17 protein-coding genes are annotated in these 20064 nt (G+C 65.9%); 11 read left to right on the plus strand and 6 right to left on the minus strand.

Going from position 1 to position 20064, the window contains the following annotated elements; genetic code table 11:
* Positions 1-14 precede the first annotated feature (14 nt).
* From A5699_RS26805 to A5699_RS26820, 4 genes are read left to right on the plus strand one after another with little or no spacing between them, the layout of a single operon-like run.
* A complete protein-coding gene (locus A5699_RS26805) occupies positions 15-1430 on the plus strand; it encodes a condensation domain-containing protein (protein WP_067776482.1) in 1416 nt (471 codons plus the stop codon).
* Between the two features lie 36 nt (positions 1431-1466).
* Complete coding sequence (locus tag A5699_RS26810) at positions 1467-3188, plus strand: AMP-binding protein (protein WP_067776485.1); 1722 nt, start codon at positions 1467-1469, stop codon at positions 3186-3188.
* 28 nt (positions 3189-3216) lie between these two features.
* Entirely contained in the window at positions 3217-3927 is a 711-nt protein-coding gene (locus A5699_RS26815; protein ID WP_067776488.1) for a GAP family protein, read from the plus strand.
* Between the two features lie 47 nt (positions 3928-3974).
* Positions 3975-5174, plus strand: coding sequence for a PE-PPE domain-containing protein (locus A5699_RS26820; protein WP_197508408.1), 1200 nt, complete (start codon positions 3975-3977; stop codon positions 5172-5174).
* Between the two features lie 10 nt (positions 5175-5184).
* On the opposite strand, the gene A5699_RS26825 is transcribed toward A5699_RS26820, so the two are convergent.
* The 3 genes from A5699_RS26825 to A5699_RS26835 form a co-directional block, all read right to left on the minus strand.
* Positions 5185-8211 carry an RND family transporter gene (locus tag A5699_RS26825; RefSeq protein WP_197508412.1) on the minus strand — a complete coding sequence of 1009 codons (3027 nt, stop codon included), beginning with the start codon at positions 8209-8211 and terminating at the stop codon, positions 5185-5187.
* Between the two features lie 110 nt (positions 8212-8321).
* Entirely contained in the window at positions 8322-9056 is a 735-nt protein-coding gene (locus A5699_RS26830; protein WP_067776494.1) for a hypothetical protein, read from the minus strand.
* An 11-nt stretch (positions 9057-9067) separates the two neighbouring features.
* Complete coding sequence (locus tag A5699_RS26835; protein ID WP_067776647.1) at positions 9068-9436, minus strand: DNA-binding protein; 369 nt, start codon at positions 9434-9436, stop codon at positions 9068-9070.
* 232 nt (positions 9437-9668) lie between these two features.
* Here A5699_RS26835 and A5699_RS26840 point away from each other — a divergent pair, with 232 nt between their 5' ends.
* Together A5699_RS26840 and ileS are read left to right on the plus strand one after the other, a co-directional pair.
* Complete coding sequence (locus A5699_RS26840; protein ID WP_231965848.1) at positions 9669-10136, plus strand: polyketide synthase; 468 nt, start codon at positions 9669-9671, stop codon at positions 10134-10136.
* 244 nt (positions 10137-10380) lie between these two features.
* Positions 10381-13542, plus strand: coding sequence for an isoleucine--tRNA ligase (ileS, locus tag A5699_RS26845; protein ID WP_067776500.1), 3162 nt, complete (start codon positions 10381-10383; stop codon positions 13540-13542).
* 55 nt (positions 13543-13597) lie between these two features.
* Here ileS and A5699_RS26850 read toward each other — a convergent pair whose 3' ends face one another.
* Positions 13598-13819 (minus strand): RNA-binding S4 domain-containing protein, encoded by a 222-nt coding sequence (locus A5699_RS26850; protein ID WP_067776503.1) that lies wholly within the window; start codon positions 13817-13819, stop codon positions 13598-13600.
* Between the two features lie 33 nt (positions 13820-13852).
* Between A5699_RS26850 and A5699_RS26855 the strand changes: the two genes are divergently transcribed.
* Positions 13853-15223 (plus strand): DNA polymerase IV, encoded by a 1371-nt coding sequence (locus tag A5699_RS26855; protein WP_067776506.1) that lies wholly within the window; start codon positions 13853-13855, stop codon positions 15221-15223.
* Positions 15224-15230: 7 nt separating this feature from the next.
* On the opposite strand, the gene A5699_RS26860 is transcribed toward A5699_RS26855, so the two are convergent.
* Together A5699_RS26860 and A5699_RS26865 are read right to left on the minus strand one after the other, a co-directional pair.
* Complete coding sequence (locus A5699_RS26860) at positions 15231-15701, minus strand: hypothetical protein (protein ID WP_369806782.1); 471 nt, start codon at positions 15699-15701, stop codon at positions 15231-15233.
* Between the two features lie 23 nt (positions 15702-15724).
* Positions 15725-16696 carry an asparaginase gene (locus A5699_RS26865; RefSeq protein ID WP_231965849.1) on the minus strand — a complete coding sequence of 324 codons (972 nt, stop codon included), beginning with the start codon at positions 16694-16696 and terminating at the stop codon, positions 15725-15727.
* Between the two features lie 75 nt (positions 16697-16771).
* On the opposite strand from A5699_RS26865, the gene lspA reads away from it, so the two are divergent.
* From lspA to A5699_RS26885, 4 genes are all read left to right on the plus strand, one after another.
* Positions 16772-17410, plus strand: coding sequence for a signal peptidase II (lspA, locus tag A5699_RS26870; RefSeq protein ID WP_067776509.1), 639 nt, complete (start codon positions 16772-16774; stop codon positions 17408-17410).
* Positions 17410-18333, plus strand: a complete 924-nt coding sequence (locus A5699_RS26875; protein WP_067776512.1) for an RluA family pseudouridine synthase — start codon at positions 17410-17412, stop codon at positions 18331-18333. Before lspA ends, A5699_RS26875 begins: the two co-directional genes overlap by 1 nt.
* Before the next feature lie 50 nt (positions 18334-18383).
* The gene (gene rarD, locus A5699_RS26880; RefSeq protein ID WP_067776656.1) at positions 18384-19283 is read left to right on the plus strand and encodes an EamA family transporter RarD; all 900 of its coding nucleotides are present in this window, start codon (positions 18384-18386) and stop codon (positions 19281-19283) included.
* Between the two features lie 67 nt (positions 19284-19350).
* On the plus strand, positions 19351-20055 hold the full coding sequence (locus A5699_RS26885; protein WP_067776515.1) for a TetR/AcrR family transcriptional regulator: 705 nt from the start codon (positions 19351-19353) through the stop codon (positions 20053-20055).
* Positions 20056-20064: the final 9 nt, after the last annotated feature.

The following is a 20064-nucleotide window of genomic DNA, read 5'->3' on the forward strand; positions in this document are numbered from 1 at the left end:
GTAGAGGAGTCACGTTGCTGTTAGGGTCCGTTGCGATCGGTTCGATCGAAGAGTGGGAAGCTCCGCCCGGTGCGGCCGTTTCGTGGCGCGCCTCTCCGGGATCGTGCGCGAAGGCGGCGCAAGCGCCGGTCAGTGAGATACCGGTCAGTTACATGCAGGCCCAGCACCTGCGCGGGTTCGTCGATCAGCGCGCCAAGGGCCTTGACTACTCGCGGTTGGTGATCGTCACATGTGATGTGCCCGGCCAGTGCGATATCCGGGCGATGACGTATGTGGTCAACGCCCATGTGCGCAGGCACGATACGTTCCGCAGCTGGTTCGAGTACCACGACATCCACAACATCGTTCGGCACACGATGCCCAATCCGGCCGACATCAAGTTCGTGCCCACCCGGCACGGCGACCTGACGTCAGAGGAGCTACGTCGGCTGACCTTGTCGACACCGGATCCGCTGCACTGGGACTGCTTCACCTATGGCATCGTTCAGTACCCGGATCGGTTCACGATCTACGTGAGCATCGACCACCTGCACATGGACGCGACGTTCGCCGGCGTCACGCTCATGGAATTCCACGCCATGTACAGCACGCTGGTCGGCGGCGGTGCTCCGCTGGCGCTGCCGGAAGCAGGTAGTTACGATGCCTTCTGCCTTCGCCAGAAGGAGCTTCTAGGTTCCTTGACGCCTGACTCTCCCGAGGTTCGGGCCTGGGCCGACTTCGCCGCCAACAACAACGGGAGTCTGCCGGATTTCCCGTTGCCCCTTGGTGATCCACTTGAACCGTGCGGGGCAGAGGTGTGGGTCGAGACCATCATGGACGAGGAGCAGACCGCCGACTTCGAGGCTTTGTGCGTCAATGCCGGGGCGCGCTTCATCGGCGGCATGCTCGCCTGCACCGGCCTGGTCGAGCATGAGTTGACCGGTGCCGAGACGTACTACGGCCTGACCCCGAGCGACACCAGGAAGACCACCGCCGACCTGATGACGATGGGTTGGTTCACCGGTTTGATCCCGATCACCGTTCCGATCGCGGAGAGGTCGTTCGCCGAAGCCGCCGTCGCCGCGCAGGAATCCTTCGATGCGGGGCGCGAACTCGTGGACGTACCGTTCTACCGGGTGCTCGAACTGCGACCCGAACTGGATTGGCCGCGACCGAATTTCCAGGTGATCAACTTTCTGGATGCCGGAGCGGCACCGTTGTCGGTGCTCCTCACGACCGAGCTGGAATCGATGCGGATCGGAATGTTCAGCGACGGTGTGTACTCGTATCAGATGACCATCTTCTTGGTGCGGTTGAAGGACCGTACCGCCGTGTCGGTGGTGTATCCGAACAATCCCGAGGCACACGAGTCCGTCGGCCGGTACGTCAAGGTACTCAAATCGACCTGTGCACGGGTCCTGGAAAGCCTCGGCGCAGGGTCGCGCAGGTGAGTCACGGCATGAAGTCGAAACAGGAAGGCACACTTGGTGACTGAATCAACACTCAACGGCGTGCTGCGGGAACGCGCAAGCTTCCAGCCCAACGACGTCGCCTATACCTTTGTCGACTACGAGCGGGACTCGGATGGCGTCGAAGAGACCCTGACCTGGAGGCAGCTCTACCGTCGCATCCGAAACCTGGCGGCCGAACTGCAGACTCACGCCGCAGCGGGGGACCGCGCGGTTGTGCTGGCGCCGCAGGGGCTCGATTACGTGGTGGCGTTCTTGGCTTCGTTGGAAGCCGGTGTGGTCTCGGTTCCGCTGTCGACGCCGATGATCGGCGCGCACGATGAGCGGGTCACCGCCGTGCTCAGCGATGCGTCACCCACCGTCGTCCTGACCACCTCCGCGATTGCGGAGACGGTCAGACCGTACGCGGTGGCACAGGGCGGTGATTCGGCGCCGGTCGTGCTCGAGGTCGACAAGCTCGACCTCGACTCCCGCAAGTCGGTGCGATTACGGCGTGAGACGGCTCCGCAGACCGCCTACCTGCAGTACACCTCCGGCTCGACGCGGACACCCGCGGGCGTGATGGTGTCGAATCGCAACCTCACGGCCAATTTCGAGCAGATGATGGCCAGTTTCTATCCGGATTACAACCGGGTGCCGCCGTCCGACACCACGGTGGTGACCTGGCTACCGCTCTACCACGACATGGGCATGATGGCCGGAATCGTCGCCCCGATTCTCGGCGGCTGGCGCACCGTGATGATGAGCCCACTGGCCTTTCTCGCCCGCCCGGCCCGTTGGATGCAGCAACTGGGCAGCGTGACCACGGGGCTGACTGCCGGGCCGAACTTCGCTTTCGACCTGGCGGCTGCCAAAACCACAGATGACGACATGGCGGGCTGCGATCTGGGCAACGTGTTGAGCATCATCAGTGGTGCCGAGCGCGTACACGAAGCAACGGTCGAGCGCTTCAGCAAGCGATTCGCTTCTTTCAACCTGGCGCCGAAGGTGATTCGGCCTTCGTACGGTCTGGCAGAGGCCACGTTGTACGTCGCCACGCGAGAGCCGGGAAAGCCGCCGCACGTGGTCCACTTCGAGCCGGAGAAGTTGGCGGCCGGGCACGCCGAACGATGCACACGCGGAACAGCCTTGATCAGTTACGGCACCCCGCAGAGTCCGGCCGTGCGGATCGTCGATCCCGACACCCGTTCCGAAGTCCCGGCCGGGATGATCGGAGAGATCTGGGCCCAAGGGGAGAACATCTCGGTCGGGTACTGGAACCGCCCGGGCGAAACCGAGGAGACGTTCGGCGCGGAGGTCGCCGGGGTACCGGGGACATGGCTGCGGACAGGCGATCTGGGCTTCATCTCCGAAGGCGAGTTGTTCATCATCGGCAGGGTCAAGGATCTGCTGATCGTTCGAGGCCGCAACCACTACCCGGATGACATCGAGGCCACGGTGTCGTCGATCTCGCGGGGCCGGGTGGCCGCGATCGCGGTGAACCAGGACGAGGAAGAGAAACTCGTCGCCGTCATCGAGGTCAAGAAACGGTCCGGCGAATCGCCTGAGGAGCTGACGGAGCGTTTGGCGGCCATGAAGCGCGAAGTGACGTCGGCGATCTCGACCACGCACGGTCTGAACCCGGCCGATCTGGCGCTTGTCCCACCCGGCTCGCTGCCGATCACCACCAGCGGGAAAGTCCGCCGCGCGGCGAGCGCCGAACTGTACCGGCGGAAGGAATTTGCGAGGTTGGACGCTTAGCGCGCCGACCTGGAGCGCTGAAAACACCATGTGGGCAACCCTTTTCCTGATGGCCGTCGCGGTCAGTCTCGAACCGGTGCGGATCGGGCTGACCGTGCTGATGCTGAACCGGCCGCGGCCGATCCGGCAGTTGCTCGCCTTCCTGGCCGGCGGGTTCCTGATGGGCATGATCGTCGGGACGACGGCGTTGCTCATACTGCGTGCCGTCCCCTTGGCGGCTACGCTCACGGTGCCGAGGATGCAGATCGGGATAGGCATCCTCGCACTGGTGGTCGCCGCCGTGCTGGCGGTCAACGTGGGCGCGCGCGGGTCCAGGTTGCCGACGGCGATACCGACCGAGACGCCGGAGCCCGCCACCGCGCAGGTGGCAGTCGCGGCGCCTCGCGTGGGCCTGCGATCCCGGATCCGCGCGGTGATGCAAGGCAATTCGTTGTGGGTGGCCGGCGTGAGCGGGCTGGGTATCGCGTTGCCTTCGGTCGACTATCTGGCGGCACTGGGCGTGATTCACGCCTCCGGGGTTGGACCGGCTACACAGATTGGCGCGGTGTTCGCCTTCAATCTTGTGGCGTTCTCGCTGGTGGAAATCCCACTCGTGAGTTATCTGATCGCCCCGGAACGTACGCTGGCGTGGATGGCACGGGTGCACACCTGGATTCGTTCATGCACACGTCGCGACGTGGCGATGATTCTGGCCGCGGCTGGGGCGTTGTTCATCGCGATCGGTCTGCTGGGGCTGTGAGCGCCAGCATGACGCCGCCGCACGCGGCTCGGAAGGGAGACGGCAGAATGGCTGTAGGCAACGGGGAACTCCGTGGTCGCTCGCGTGGCGCTCTGCGGAGGGCACCGCAGACCCTGCTCGCCGGAACGTTTGCCGTCGGACTGGTCGCGGCGGGAATGGTTTTCGGCGGCGGCACGGCATCGGCGGAGACGGCGCTGATCTTCGGCGGCGCCCGTGGGCCGGGAATTCCGTGGGATCAGATCACCAACAGAGTCGGCCGGGGCTATTACCCGCACGCCCAGCGACGCATCGTCGAGTATCCGGCCGGAATGGTGTACGGCCGGTTGCCGGACGCCTTGTGGCCCGGCAACACGATCTCGACCGACAGTGTCGGAGTGTCGGTGGACACCGGTGCCCGCAATCTGAAGACCGCCCTGAACAACACCCCGGGTGAGACGGTGGTGGTCGGCAACTCCGAAGGCGCGCTCGTGCTCAGTGAGGCCTTGGCGCGCCTGGCGCAGGATCGGAGTGCGCGCGCCCCAGAAGGGGTTTCGTTCACGCTGTTCGGCCCGCCGCAGGCGGTGACACCGTTCAGTCATTCGGTGTTGTCGTCGGTGACGCCGGGAACTTACATTCCGCTGATCGACTACACGGTGCGCCCTGTAGTGGAAAGCCAGTACGACACCACCATGGTGGTGGGGGAATACGATTTCATCGCCGATTTCCCCGACCGGCCGGACAACTGGCTGGCCCTGGCGAATTCGCTTGTCGCCCTGGAGTATCTGCACACCGAGACCTCTTACAGTTCTCGCGAGGACGTACCGCCGCAGAACGTCGTGGTCACCGTGAACTCCAAGGGAGCAACACAGACAACGTATTTCCTGCCGACGAAGGTCTTGCCGCTGACCAGGCCGCTTCGCGATCTCGGAGTCCCGAACGAATTGGTCGACCAACTCGATGGTGTGGTGCGGCCCATGGTGGATTCCGGATACTCCCGAAACGACTACCCGGGCGCCCCGGCGACCGGCATCGATCCAGTGGCCCGGGCCAACGTGGAGAACTGGCTGCGTCAGGCCGGCGCCGCCCTGCCACCGGCCGCACCGCCGGCACCGGAAAGTGTGGCTCCGCAGCCCACCATCAAACTGAGCCGCACCGACCAGGAGAACATCGACGAGGCTCTACAGGGCATCAAGCTGAGCCCGACCGATCAGGCCAACATCGACAACGCCGCTCAGCAGATGAAGAACCTGTTCCCCGGGATCGGTTAGCCGGCCAGGCTCAATTCCCGGTCTCGGCCGCTCGCTTCGCCGATTTCGGCAGCCGGCTCCGGAGCCGGTCGAGCTGTTTGGTGACGAAATCGGACGGCCACCAGTTTGCCGTGCCGATCAGGGTGGCGATCGCCGGAACGGTCAAGGTGCGCACCAGGAACGTGTCCAGCAGGATCCCGACGCCCACCACGAATCCGGCCTGGACGACCGTGGTGATGCTGGCGAACAACAGCCCGAACATTGAGGCGGCGAAGATCAGCCCCGCCGCGGTGATCACACCGCCGGTGGAGCCGACGGTCCGGATCACCCCTGACCGCACGCCATGCGGTGACTCGTCCCGAATCCGTGAGATCAGCAGCAGGTTGTAGTCGGCGCCGACCGCCACCAGCACGATGAAGGTCAGTGCGGGAACGCTCCAATGCAACTGCTGGCCAAGCACATACTGGAACATCACCACACCGATGCCCAGCGCCGACAGGTAGGAGATCACCACCGAGGCGATCAGGTACAAGGGTGCGATGAGGGCGCGCAACAGCAGAACCAGGATCAGGAGCACCACCGCGATCGTGACGGCGATGATGAGCCGGATGTCGTGGTTGTAGAAATCGCGGGTGTCGCGGAGCATCGCCGGATAACCGGCGACCGATACCGAGGAGCCTTCGAGCGCGGTGTTGGGCAGGGCGCTGCGGGCGGTGTCGCCGATCGAGTTGACGAGATCCATCGCCTCGACACTGAACGGATTGATGTCGGTCTGGATCAGATAGCGGGCAGTGTGGCCGTCGGGGGAGATGAATGTCGCTGCGGCCTTGCGGAACTCGTCCTGGGTGAGAACCTGTGCAGGTACGTAGAAACCGGACATCGGCGGGCTGGCCGCGTCGGTCTTCATGGTGAGCAGGAACGCCGAAGCCTCGTCGAGCCCCGATCCCATCCGTTTGGTCTCGCCGACCAGTTGCGAAACCCCGTCCGCGATCTGTCGGCTGGCGTCGGCGAGGGTATCGGCACCTTTCTGTAGGGTGCTCAGCTGCGATTGAGCCTGCGCCGGGTTGGCCAGTCCCATGGATTGCATGGCCTTGCTCGCCGTGTCGATGGTGGCGCCGAGCTTCTTGACGGTGTCGTCCAGGGTTTGCATGGGTTCGGTGGCCCGCAGATCCCTTGCCAGCGCAGCGATTTGATCGAAGGTTCCGTCGGTGCGCGCCGCGGCCAGCCGACGCAGTGCCCCGCGGGCCTCCTGACAGGCCGGATCGGTAAGGCAGACCGGGCTGGTGTCCAGACCGCGCAGCACCGGATCGATCCACGGCATGCCGTTGGTCAGGTCGGCGAAATTGGCACCGAGAGAGTCCCCGAGGGCACGCATGCTGGTGACGAGCTTGGCTGCGCTGTCGATCTGCTGCAGTGTCGCGTCGCCGCCGACCTGTCTCTGCATCGCGGCCAGCGCATCGACCAGGCCTCGCGCTCCGGCCACGCCACGGGTGACCTGGGTGCGCACGTCCAGAAGGCTGGTGGCCAAGGAATCGGCCCCGTCGCTGAGCCGGTTGAGATCACTTGCCCGCCCGTTGATCTGAGTGGACGCGTCGTTCAGCTTGGTGCCGACCTCGCCGGCCTGATAACTCAGCCGTGCCTGTTGGAGTGATTCTCCCGTCGGTCGGGTGATGCCGCGCACCGTCGCGATTCCGGGCAGCTGGCTCACCCGTTGAGCCATCTGCTCCAGATCGGCCAGCGCCTGGGGGGTACGCAGCTCGTTCGGCGACTGGATTATCAGGTACTGGGGGATCGCCGAGCTGATCGGGAAATGGTTCTCCAGGGCCGCGTACCCCATCGAACTCTCGGCATGTGCCGGCAGCGCTTTGCGGTCGTCGTAGTTGTATTGGATCAGCGCCGCCGAACTGGCCAGGGCGGCAAGGATGACGAGGCTCACGGCCAGGTGCGACCACGGCCGGCGCACGATACGTATGCCGGAGCGTCGCCACATCCGGCTGGTCAGGTCACGACGCGGGGCGATCCAGCCGCGGCGGCCCACCAGGACCATCACTGCCGGTAGCAGGGTAAGTGCGGCCAGCAGGGCGATGCCGATGGCGACTGCGAGAGCAGTGCCCACCGTGGAGAACACGCCGAGTTGGGCGAACGTCATACCGAGGAATGTGACGGCGACAGTGGCGGCAGACGCGGCGATGACCTTGCCGATCGAGCCGAGTGCCTGTTCGACCGCGCGATCGGACTCCAGTCCGTCCCGTAGGTAGTCGTGGTACCGACTGACCAGAAACACCGCGTAGTCGGTGCCGGCGCCGGCCATCATCGCGGTCAGGAAGACGACGGTCTGATTCGATATGCCCATGCCGAGGTACGCCAGCCCGGCGATCACCGATTGTGCGGTGACCAGTGATGCTCCGATGGTGAGCAATGGCAGCAACATCGTGACCGGGTTGCGATAGATGAGCAGCAGGATCACCAGAACCAGTCCGATGGTGGCAATCTCGATGGCGGTCGTGTCGCGTTCGCCAATGTCGGTGAGGTCGGCGACGGTTGCGGCCGGCCCGGTGAGGCTTGCGGTGAGAGAGGCGTCGTCGACGCTGTCTTTCACGATGCCGGCGACGCGGGTATAGGACGCGTAGGACTGGGGTGACCCGACCTCACCGGCGATGCCGACCGGCAGAATCCAGGCCTTGCCGTCCTTGCTGGCCATGAACTCCCGCAGGGGAGGGGCGCTGATGAAATCCTGCAGCATCACGACGTCCTTGTCGTTCTTGCGCAGGTTCTCGACCAGTGTGCGATAGGTCGCCTCGTCTGACGGACCGAGCCCCTTGGCGTTGGTCAAGACGACCAACAGGACGTTCTCCGAACCCGATTCGTGGAAGGCTTCGGTCATCTCGCGGGTGGCGAGGGTGACCGGTGCGTGCGACGGCAGGATCGCGACCGGCCGTTGTTGCACCATCAGCGTCAACGACGGGAATGTCAGCGGTAGAGCCGCCGCGATGACCAACCAGATTCCGATGACCACCCACGGCCATCGGACGATCAGCGAGCCGAGCCGGACGAACAGTGAGGAGTGTTCTGCGCCGCTGCTACGTTCGGTCTGCGTCGGCACTTTTCGATCCTACGGGCGGGCGCAACCGCAGCGGTCGGTACCTGCGATACGGTGAGCTCTCGACGTCACCGATTACTCGACTCCAACCAACGTGTCTTGATCCGCCAGGAGTGCGCCGAGGTCAGGGCGAAAATCGCACCGCAGCCGCACGCGAAAATCCATACCAGTCGGCCGTTTTCGATCGGTTGCAGGGACGGCACCAACGCTGTGACGATGCGGATCGTGCAGGCGAGCATCCCGCTGGCCGAGGCGAACAGATAGATGTTGGCGATTCGCCGGGACCGCGGGTCCTGGCGCAGCGCCAGCATGGCGCGGGCACCGTAACCGAGCAGGTAGAGCAACGTGCCGCAGAGCAGGATCCAGTAGGCGCTCAGCCAGAAGTCGGTGGGCACCTGGAAGAAGTCCGGCCGGTACACCGCGGCTCCGTTGCCCAGTGAGAAGGTGGCCAGCAGCACCGGGATGCAGATCGTCGCCGGGCGTTCGACGTACTGCTTGAACGACCGCTGCATGGCGTTGTCGTCCTGGAGCCGGCCCAGTGAGTTGTAGACGATGGCCGACGCGGCGACGATGTAACAGTCGTGGCCGATGTAATCCTCAAGGTTCCACTTGCCGGTCAGGTCGTACAGGACAGGACCGATCGTGCTCGACGCCCACGGTGACATCAGCAGTACCGCCGCGCCTTGGAGCGCGATGTTGAGGGTGGCGGCCACTTCCCATCGGCAGGACCAAGTGACTCGTCGGATCCACAGGCTCCACAGGATGCAGCCGAGGGTGATGGCGATGAGCGTGGCGACGGACATCGAAACTCTGCTCAGAGCGGTGGCGCGTCGGGCCGCGGCGTGAGTTGGGACAGTTTCGGGCGTCGATGAACAGCGGGCCGGTGGCGGATGACCGTGTTGCCGGCTTCTACGGTGACGGGCGCTGATTCCATGTAGTGCCAGACTTCCTCATGGCTCATCAGCCCGAACCGGATCTGCAGGTCCGGATAGCTGAGGCGAAAGCGATCGGCGACCTGGCGCAGTTCTTCGGCGTTGGGATAGTCGGCTTCTTTGATCCGCCGGTAGTACGTGCTGCTCGACACGCCCAATGCGCTGTAGACGGCCTTGGCGTCGACTTCGCCATCCAGAAGGTAGTCGAGCAGGGCCTTGAGTTGCCTGCCGTTCTCGTCGGTTCGCGGCATTTGAACACCATAAACCTCGTCCCGGCATTTGGTCACCGTGAACCGCGGCGAAACAGCTGCCATCTTATTGACAGCAATGTCAGAGTTTTGGCACGGGTCTCCCATTTCTGGGACTCGCTGGTTTACCGTTACAGATATGTCTGTTTCCGTCTTGCGAGATGCACCCGGCGCGAGTTCGTGGATAGTCGACTACGGCATCCCCGGACGACCATGCCGTGCTGACCTGGCCACGGTGTCCAGTTCATTGGACGACGTGATGACTGAGGAACTTCGCGGAGCCCAGGTGGCCATGGGATGCACCGCCGAGGAGTTGGTGCTGGCCGCGTTGGGCCGCGCGGTGGCCCGGACGATCGGTGAAGGCATGTTGAGCGTGGACATCGTCAGTGGCCCCGCAGGCACCGACGTTCGCCGGATCGGAGTGCCCTGTGTGTCCCGGCGCGGCCTTTCCGGCCCGGAACTGCTGGCGGCCGCTTACCCGACAAGTGACAGTGCCGCCCACCTGACGGCGGATGTCAGCGTTGCGTACGGCCAGGGCCTGACGGTCGACCAGGGCGGATCGCCACTGGCCGTCCACGTCGAACCCGGCGCCGCGGCCATGCGTCTGCACTGGCGATTCGACACCCGGGGATTCGACCGGTGCACAATCGAGGAATTGGCCGAACAGTTCCCGCTGGCGCTGATCGAGCTCACCTCGGGATAGGTGTGGCCGCATCGCGATTTGCGGTCCTCATTAGACTTGGTGCAGCGGCGTTGATCCGGCCATCACCGGGGAGCTTCCGGAAGAACGGCTTTGATGCCCAGTAGAACCGGACGGGTGGGCCCGTGATCGCCCGAGTTGAGCGGCGCGTTGCAGGACAACGCGTAAGCGGGGTGGTACCGCGGCGCTTGCGCACCCGTGCAACGTCGTCCCCGTGCCTGGAAGCGTCATAGGCACAGGAGACGACGTGACTGCCTCTTCCCAGCCGACCAACTCGAACCCGGCCTACCCCAAACCGGCCGCCCCGAATTTCCCCGAGCGGGAACTCGAGGTACTCGACTACTGGGCCGCCGACGACACCTTCCGGGCCAGCCTGGAAAGACGCGCCGGCGCGCCCGAATACGTCTTTTATGACGGCCCGCCCTTCGCCAACGGACTGCCGCACTACGGCCACCTGTTGACCGGCTATGTCAAAGACATCGTGCCCCGCTACCGCACCATGCGCGGCTACAAGGTGGAGCGCCGGTTCGGCTGGGACACCCACGGCCTGCCCGCCGAACTCGAGGTGCAGCGCCAGCTGGGCATCGCCGACAAGGCCCAGATCGAAGAGATGGGCATCGAGACGTTCAACGCGGCCTGCCGCGCCTCGGTGCTGAAGTACACCGACGAGTGGCGGGCCTATGTCACCCGCCAGGCCCGCTGGGTGGACTTCGACAACGACTACAAAACCCTGGACCTGACCTTCATGGAGTCGGTGATCTGGGCCTTCAAACAGCTGTGGGACAAGGGGCTGGCCTACGAGGGCAACCGCGTCCTGCCGTACTGCTGGAACGACGAGACCCCGCTGTCCAACCATGAGCTCCGCATGGACGACGACGTCTACCAGAGCCGCCAGGATCCGGCGGTGACGGTGGGCTTCACCGTGACCGACGGCCCGCTCAAGGGTGCGCACCTGTTGATCTGGACGACGACGCCATGGACGTTGCCGTCCAATCAGGCCGTGGCCGTCCACCCGGACATCGATTACGTCCAGGTACAGGGACCCGACGGCCGGCGTTATGTCCTGGCGCAGGCCCGGCTCGCCGCCTATGCCCGGGAGCTCGGCGAGGAACCCGAGGTGCTGGGCAGCTACGCCGGCCGGGATCTGCTGGGGACGCACTACCTGCCGCCGTTCACCTACTTCATGGACGCACCCAACTCGTTCCAGGTGCTGGCCGCCGACTTCGTCAGTACCGAGGACGGCACCGGCATCGTGCACATGGCCCCGGCCTATGGCGAGGACGACAAGGCCACCGCGGACACCGCCGACATCGTCGCGGTCACGCCGGTGGATTCGAAGGGACGCTTCGACAGCTCGGTGCCCGATTACGCGGGTCAGCAGGTCTTCGAGGCGAACTCTCAGATCATCCGGGATCTCAAGAACGGTGACGGGTCGGCCGCGGCCAACGGGGCGGTGCTACTGCGGCACGAGACCTACGAGCACTCCTACCCGCACTGCTGGCGGTGCCGTAATCCGTTGATCTACCGCGCGGTCTCGTCGTGGTTCATCAAGGTCACCGAGTTCCGCGACCGGATGGTCGAGCTCAACCAGCAGATCACCTGGTATCCCGAACACGTCAAGGATGGACAGTTCGGCAAATGGCTGGCCAATGCCCGCGACTGGTCGGTATCGCGAAATCGCTACTGGGGCAGCCCCATCCCGGTGTGGAAATCGGATGATCCGGCCTATCCGCGGATCGACGTCTACGGCAGCCTCGACGAGCTCGAGCGCGATTTCGGGGTGCGGCCGACCGATCTGCACCGGCCGTTCATCGACGAGCTGACCCGGCCCAACCCCGACGATCCGACTGGCAAGTCCACCATGCGCCGCATCGAGGATGTGTTCGACGTGTGGTTCGACTCCGGGTCGATGCCGTACGCCCAGGTGCACTACCCGTTCGAGAATCGGGAGTGGTTCGACGGCCACAACGGTGTCGACGCCCACTTCCCCGGCGATTTCATCGTCGAATACATCGGCCAGACCCGCGGCTGGTTCTACACCATGCATGTGCTGGCCACCGCACTCTTCGACAAGCCGGCCTTCAAAACCTGTGTGGCACATGGGATTGTCCTGGGCAACGACGGCCAGAAGATGAGCAAGTCGCTGCGCAACTACCCCGATGTGTCCGAGGTGTTCGACCGTGACGGGTCCGATGCCATGCGCTGGTTCCTGATGGCGTCGCCGATCCTGCGCGGTGGCAACCTGATCGTCACCGAACAGGGCATCCGTGAAGGCGTGCGACAGGTGCTGCTGCCGTTGTGGAATGCCTACAGCTTCCTGGCGCTGTACGCGCCGAAGAAGGGCACATGGCGCACCGATTCGGCCAACGTGCTGGATCGCTACATCCTGGCCAAGCTCGCCCAGCTGCGTGACGACCTCACCGTGTCGCTGGACACCTGCGACATCTCCGGGGCGTGTGACGAGCTGCGGCAGTTCACCGAGGCATTGACGAACTGGTATGTGCGCCGGTCACGATCGCGGTTCTGGGAAGAAGATGCCGACGCCATCGACACCCTGCACACCGTGCTGGAGGTGACCTGCCGACTGGCCGCGCCGCTGTTGCCGCTGGCCACCGAGGTGATCTGGCGCGGCCTGACCGGTGAGCGTTCGGTGCATCTGACCGACTGGCCGGAAGCCGACATCCTGCCCAAGGATGCCGATCTGGTGGCGGCGATGGACCAGGTGCGCGAGGTGTGCTCGGTGGGCTCCTCACTGCGCAAGGCCAAGAAGCTGCGGGTGCGGTTGCCGCTGCCCAAGTTGACTGTGGCTCTGGACAAGTCGGTGAACCCGGCCGCGCTGGCCCCGTTCGCCGACCTGATCGCCGACGAGCTCAACGTCAAGACCGTCGAGCTGACCGACGACATCGACACCTACGGCAAGTTCGACCTGGCGGTCAACGCCCGTGTCGCGGGTCCCCGCATCGGCAAGGACGTGCAGGCCGCGATCAAGGCGGTCAAGGCGGGGGAGGGCGTGGTCAACCCCGACGGCACGCTGACCGCCGGTCCGGTGGTGCTGCAGCCCGAGGAGTACACCGCCAAACTGGTTGCGGCTGATCCGGAGTGGACTGCGGCGCTGCCCGGCGGTGCGGGCCTGGTGGTCCTCGACGGCACGGTCACCGAGGAGCTCGAGGCCGAGGGCTGGGCCAAGGACCGCATCCGTGAACTACAGGAGCTGCGCAAGTCCACCGGTCTGGAGGTATCCGATCGGATCGTGGTGCAGATGTCGGTGCCGGCCCAGTTCGAGCCGTGGGCGCGTGCCCATCGTGATCTGATCGCCGGTGAGATCCTGGCCACCAGTTTCGATTTCGGTGACGTCGCCGATGGCACCGAGATCGGCGACGGGGTGCGGGTCGCGATCGCCAAGGCGTGAATCCCGCCGAACGTGAACTTGATGGCGAGATTTCACGCTTTCTTCGAAATGAAGTTCACACTCGGCGTAGGACCCGGGCCATCCGGCCGGCCAGGCTGACCTCGTCACCGTCGTGCAGCTGGCGGCCCCGGCGGTACTCGACCTCGCCGTTGACGCTGACCAGACCATCGGCGATGACGGCTTTGGCGTCGGCACCGCTGTCGATCAGAGAGGCGAGCTTGAGGAACTGCCCGAGGCGAATCGAGTCGTCACTGATCGGTACGTCGTCCGGCGTCATGCACGTCAGGCTAGCGCCATAGCATCAGCAGCCATGGGTGGCGCCGAGAGAGCGGGCGGACGCTGGGTCCTGCACCTGGACATGGATGCGTTCTTCGCGTCGGTCGAGCAGCTGACCCGGCCCACCCTGCGTGGCCGGCCCGTCCTTGTCGGTGGTCTGGGTGGGCGCGGCGTGGTGGCCGGCGCCAGTTATGAGGCGCGTCGCTACGGTGCGCGCTCGGCGATGCCGATGCATCAGGCCCGCCGGCTCGTCGGCGCACCGGCGGTGGTGTTGCCGCCGCGGGGTGCGGTGTACGGCGTGGCCAGTCGTCGAGCGCTCGACACCGTCCGCAGCGTCATACCGGTGCTCGAACAGTTGTCGTTCGACGAGGCATTCGGGGAACCCGAGGAGCTGGCCGGTGCCTCCGCGACCGACGTCGAGTGGTTTTGTCAGCAGTTGCGGGCCAAGGTGCGTGAGCAGACCGGGTTGGTGGCCTCGGTGGGAGCCGGATCCGGAAAACAGATGGCCAAGATCGCGTCGGGTCTGGCCAAGCCTGACGGCATCCGGATCATCCGTCGCGACGAGGAAGCCCTGTTGCTCGACGGGCTACCGGTGCGCAAGTTGTGGGGCATCGGGCCGGTGGCCGAGGAGAAGTTGCACCGGTTGGGCATCGAGACGGTCGGAGCATTGGCCGCGCTGTCGGATACCGAGGCGGCCAGCGTGCTGGGTACCACGGTGGGGCCGGCGCTGCACCGGTTGGCTCAGGGGATCGACGACCGCCCGGTGGCCGAGCGGGCCGAGGCCAAGCAGATCAGCGCGGAGTCGACGTTTCCCGAAGACCTCACCACGCTGCGTCAGTTGCAGGAAGCGATCGGCCCGATCGGCGAGCATGCCCACCGGCGCCTGGCCAAGGACGGACGGGGCGCGCGCACCGTGACGGTCAAGCTCAAGAAGTCCGACATGAGCACGCTGACCCGCTCGGCCACCCTGGCGTATGCCACCACCGAGGCTTCCACGTTGATCGGCACGGCCCATCGTCTGTTGCTCGACCCGGTCGAGGTCGGTCCGATCCGACTTGTCGGAGTGGGTTTTTCGGGCTTGTCTGAAATCCGGCAGGAGTCGTTGTTCCCCGATCTCGAGCGACTCGACGATGTGGTCGACATCCCCGAGCAGACAGTGTCCGAGGCCGGGACAGCGGCTGGCTCGCCGGCCGGTTGGCGCATCGGTGATGATGTGGAGCACCCCGATCACGGCCACGGCTGGATTCAGGGCGCCGGACACGGCGTGATGACGGTGCGTTTCGAGACCCGCGCCAGCGGACCCGGTATCGCCCGAACGTTTCCGGCGGACACGCCGGGGCTCGCGCGGGCCAACCCGATCGACAGCTTGGACTGGGGCGACTATCTGGCCGGACAGACCGATTGAACCTCGCCTACCAGAGAAATCCAGTGTCGCGATCCAACGAAAAGCCGTGCCGGCCAGAGGTTTTACAGATCAGTGTGCCGTCATGGGCGACACCGCAGGCGGCTCCCCAATTCTCCAGTCGGTGACCCGCGGGCAGCACGTCGACGTCACGGGTGAACAGCGTGGTCCCCGAATGGCGATAGGAAGCCGGTCCACCGGCCTCGACGAAGGTCTGCGTCATGCCCTCCGGCGCATCCGCGGGCACCGCGTCGCAGCCGACCGGGCCGCGGTTGGGCAGGATTCCACAGAACCGACCGTCCGGGGTCTGAAAGTACAGCCCGTAAAAGTCGGTGGGCGAGGTGTAGTTACCCTCCGCGATCGGGTACGCGTCGATGTCCTCGACCCCCGGTGGCGGCGGCCACGGCCACGCCGCCGCGGTCGGGGCGGGTCCGAGCGCGAGGACGCTGACGGCCACCGCCGCCGCAATGTGGAATCGCACGTTCTCTATTTGAGCACAGGCCGTCAACCCCAGGCCTCGAAGACTTCGTCAACCGGCCGGCCCGCGGCCAACGCCGCCATCAGGAGCACCCGGGCCTGGGGTGCGCGCAGTCGGGACACCATCACCGCACCGGCATCGACGAGCTGTTGTCCGGGGCCGTACTGCGCGGCGACCGGACCATCGGGAACCCGGGTCGTTATCGCGACGAGCACGCCGTCGCGACAGTGCCGACGCACCCCGTCGATCAACGCGGCGCCGGCATTCCCCGAACCCACCGCCTCGATGACGACGGCCGATGCCCCGGCGGCGACGCAGGCGTCCAGGGCGGCCGCGTCACCGCCGGGATAGGCGGCAACGATGTCGACGCGAGGGGCCGTCGCCGCGGACAGCTCGCCCAGGAATGCGCCGTGCTTGGCCGCGGTCACGTCACAGGCGCCGGCGGTGATCGTGGCGAGTGCAGTGCCCGTGAACGCGTTCAACTCCCAGGTATGGCGCTTGCGCAGGCCCAGCGGTTGCCACACGGTCCCGGCGAAGCTCACCACGACGCCGAGTCCGCGGGCCTGGGAACTGGAGGCGACCGCGATCGCGTCACGCAGGTTGTCCGGTCCGTCGCTGTCGGGGGCATCGGCACTACGCTGCGACCCGGTCAGCACCACCGGCACGTCACCGTGGTAGCCGAGTTCGAGCCAGAGCGCGGTTTCCTCCATGGTGTCGGTGCCGTGGGTCACCACGATGCCGTCCGCCCGGGTCGAGGCCGCCGCCACTGCGGCGGCGATCGCGTCCCAGTCGGCAGGGGTGAGCAGCGCGCTGTCCACCGTCATCAGGTCGACCACCTCGACCTCGAGGCCGGGCGCCAAACCGGCCGTCAATTCGGCTCCGGTACGCCTGGGATGTCGAATTCCGGCGTCGTCGGTGCTGGTGGAGATCGTGCCGCCGGTCGTGATGACGACGATGCGCTCGGCCGGCGGGGCGGGCACCGTCGAGGTCTGGGTCACGGTGCAGATTGTCGCGCATCGACTGTTTGGGATGATGGGAGAGTGACTGATGAATCGTCAGGCCCGGTAGAGCCGGTGACCGACGCAACCGGGGACACGAAATCGTCCTCAGCAGCCGTTGCCCGGCCTCGCCGGCGACTGCGCCTACTGCTCACCGTGGCGGCAGTGGTGCTGTTCGTCGACGTCGTGACCAAGGTGCTTGCGGTTCGGTTACTGACGCCGGGTCAACCGGTGTCGATCATCGGCGACACGGTCACCTGGACGTTGGTGCGCAACTCCGGCGCGGCGTTCTCGATGGCGACCGGATACACCTGGGTTCTGACGCTCATCGCGACGGGTGTGGTGATCGGCATCGTCTGGATGGGTCGTCGACTGGTGTCTCCGTGGTGGGCGCTCGGCCTCGGCATGATCCTGGGCGGCGCGACCGGAAACCTGATCGATCGTTTCTTCCGGGCGCCCGGTCCGCTGCGCGGCCACGTCGTCGATTTCTTCTCGGTCGGCTGGTGGCCGGTGTTCAACGTCGCCGATCCGGCGGTGGTCGGTGGCGCGATCCTGCTGGTGGCCTTGTCGTTGTTCGGCTTCGACTTCGACACCGTCGGTCGCCGACGCCCCGACACCAAGACCGACACCAAGACCGACACCGAGGGCGGCCGGGAGGCGGCGACCCCCTCCGACGAGTCGAGCGCAGTCGGCGGCCAGGCCGAGACGTCATAGTGACGACCCGATCGATGCCGGTGCCCGAGGGCCTGGCGGGAATGCGAGTCGACGCCGGGTTGGCCCGGCTGCTCGGGTTGTCTCGTACCGCGGTGGCCGCCCTGGCCGAGGACGGCGGCGTCGACCTCGACGGTGCCCCCGCAGCCAAGTCCGACAAACTCGTCGCGGGCGCCTGGTTGGAGGTCCGGTTGCCCGAGCCGCCGGCCCCCGTCGAGAACACCCCGGTCGACATCGAGGGCATGGACATCCTCTACTCCGACGCCGACATCGTCGCGGTGGACAAGCCGCCCGGTGTGGCCGCGCACGCCACGGTCGGCTGGCACGGGCCCACCGTGTTGGGCGGGCTGGCCGCGGCCGGGTTCCGGATCAGCACGTCGGGCATCCACGAGCGGCAGGGCATCGTGCACCGACTCGATGTCGGCACGTCCGGTGTCATGGTGGTGGCGCTGTCGGAACGGGCGTACACGGTGCTCAAGCGAGCGTTCAAACAACGCACGGTCGACAAGCGGTACCACGCCCTCGTGCAGGGCCACCCCGACCCGTCGAGCGGGACCATCGATGCGCCGATCGGGCGGCACCGGGGCCATGACTGGAAGTTCGCGGTCGTCGACGGCGGCCGACACAGCATCACCCACTACGACACTCTTGAGGCGTTCCAGGCCGCCAGCCTGCTCGATATCGAGTTGGAGACGGGCCGGACCCACCAGATCCGCGTGCACTTCGCGGCGCTGCATCACCCCTGTTGTGGCGACATGACCTACGGAGCCGACCCGACGCTCGCGAAAAAGCTTGGGCTCGAACGGCAATGGTTGCATGCGCGGTCACTTGCCTTTGCGCATCCGGCCGACGGCCGGCGCATCGAGATCACCAGCCCGTACCCGGCTGACCTGCAGGCCGCGCTCGACGTGCTCCGTCGCCACTAGCCGTGGGTGGCGACGCGGGCCAGAAGCCGGCGGGCGCGGGGCGTTCCGGGGTGCTGTACGGCGCCGGGGCGTACATCTGGTGGGGATTGTGCCCCGGATTCTTCCTGCTCCTGCTGCCCGCGGGTGCGCTTGAGGTGCTGGCTCACCGCATCGTCTGGAGTGCCGTGTTCCTCGTGCTGGTGCTCGCGGCAGGCCGACGTCTCGGGGATCTGCGCCGGTTGCGGTGGCGGACCTGGTTGCAACTGGCCGCGGCAGCGGCTCTGATCTCGCTGAACTGGGGAACCTACATCTACGCCGTCACGACCGGTCACGTCGTGGATGCCGCTCTCGGGTACTTCATCAATCCTCTGGTCAGTGTGCTGTTGGGCGTATTGGTGTTCCGCGAGCGGATCACCCGATGGCAGGCGGTCGCGTTGCTGCTCGCGGTCGGCGCAGTGGTGATTCTGACCGTCGGCGTGGGAGCACCGCCCTACATTGCGGTCACGCTGGCGCTCTCGTTCGGCCTCTACGGCCTGGTCAAGAAAGTGGTCCAGGCCGATCCGAGAGTGAGCGTGGCCGTAGAGACGTTGCTGGCCCTTCCGCTGGCCGCCGGTTATCTGCTCGCGCTGGAACTGACCGGCGGTGCAAACTTCCTCGACCATGGCCCCGGGCACGCGGCATTGTTGCTCCTGGCCGGTCCGGTCACCGCCGTGCCGTTGCTCCTGTTCGCCGCCGCCGCCCAACGCCTTCCGATGGTGACGCTGGGGCTGCTGTTCTACCTCAACCCTGGCCTGCAGATGGCATGGGGTGTGTTCATCGGCCATGAGCCGATGCCGCCGGGCCGGTGGATCGGGTTCGCTTTGATCTGGCTCGCGCTGCTGATCATGACCATCGGTGTGCTGCGCAAACGGCCGGCCGAACAAGGGCGGGACGACACCGGCCGGGCCCGGGCCCAGCCACTGTCCTCCTGAATTCTGGCCCTGCCGTTTGCGAGTGGGACTTTTGACCTTGATTTAGCTATGCAATAGGGTTTGCTCGATGACTCCGCAAGGCGCACACCCGCGTGGCCGTCGAGGGCCCGGCCGACCGGTCGGTGCCGATGCCGCGCAAACCCGTGAACGCATCCTGCGAACGGCCTACGACGTCATGAACGAGCGCGGCTACGCCGCGACGACGTTCCAGGAGATCGCCAAGCGCAGCGGGCTGAGTCGTCCCACGCTGAACTACTACTTCTCGAGTCGCGAGGAGCTCTACCGCGCCCTGCTCACGCGCGCGCACGAGGTGGTCGACGAGTGCATCCGTATCGCGAAAAAGCATGAATTAGCGATGGATCGGTTACGTGCGTATGTCGAGGCGGTGGTCGCGGTCTGGCAACACGACCGGGCGGTGGTCGGATTCCTGGTCAATGCCCGGCTGGAAGCGCTTCGCCACCCCGAGCTGCCCGCGGTCACCGTCGCGGCCACCCGTGACTTCCTGAGTGAGGTGATCGTCCAGGCCGTCGAGCACCGCGAACTGCCGCCGCACACCGATCCGGCGGTTCTGGTGGAGCTGCTGTACGCGATGGTGTGGGGCGTGGGGGCCTATACCGGTTGGCAGCGCCGTTCGGTGGACCTTCCCGAGATTGCCAAGCAACTTCATCTGGTGATCGGAAACGGCTTGCTGTCCGAGTCCGGCGGATCCCGCCGGCCCGCCGCCAAAGACACGCGTTGCGACACGCGCGGCGGTGTCGGTGGGGCGCAATAGACTGGCAGC

Source organism: Mycobacterium sp. E802 (assembly GCF_001666875.1).
GTDB lineage: Bacteria > Actinomycetota > Actinomycetes > Mycobacteriales > Mycobacteriaceae > Mycobacterium.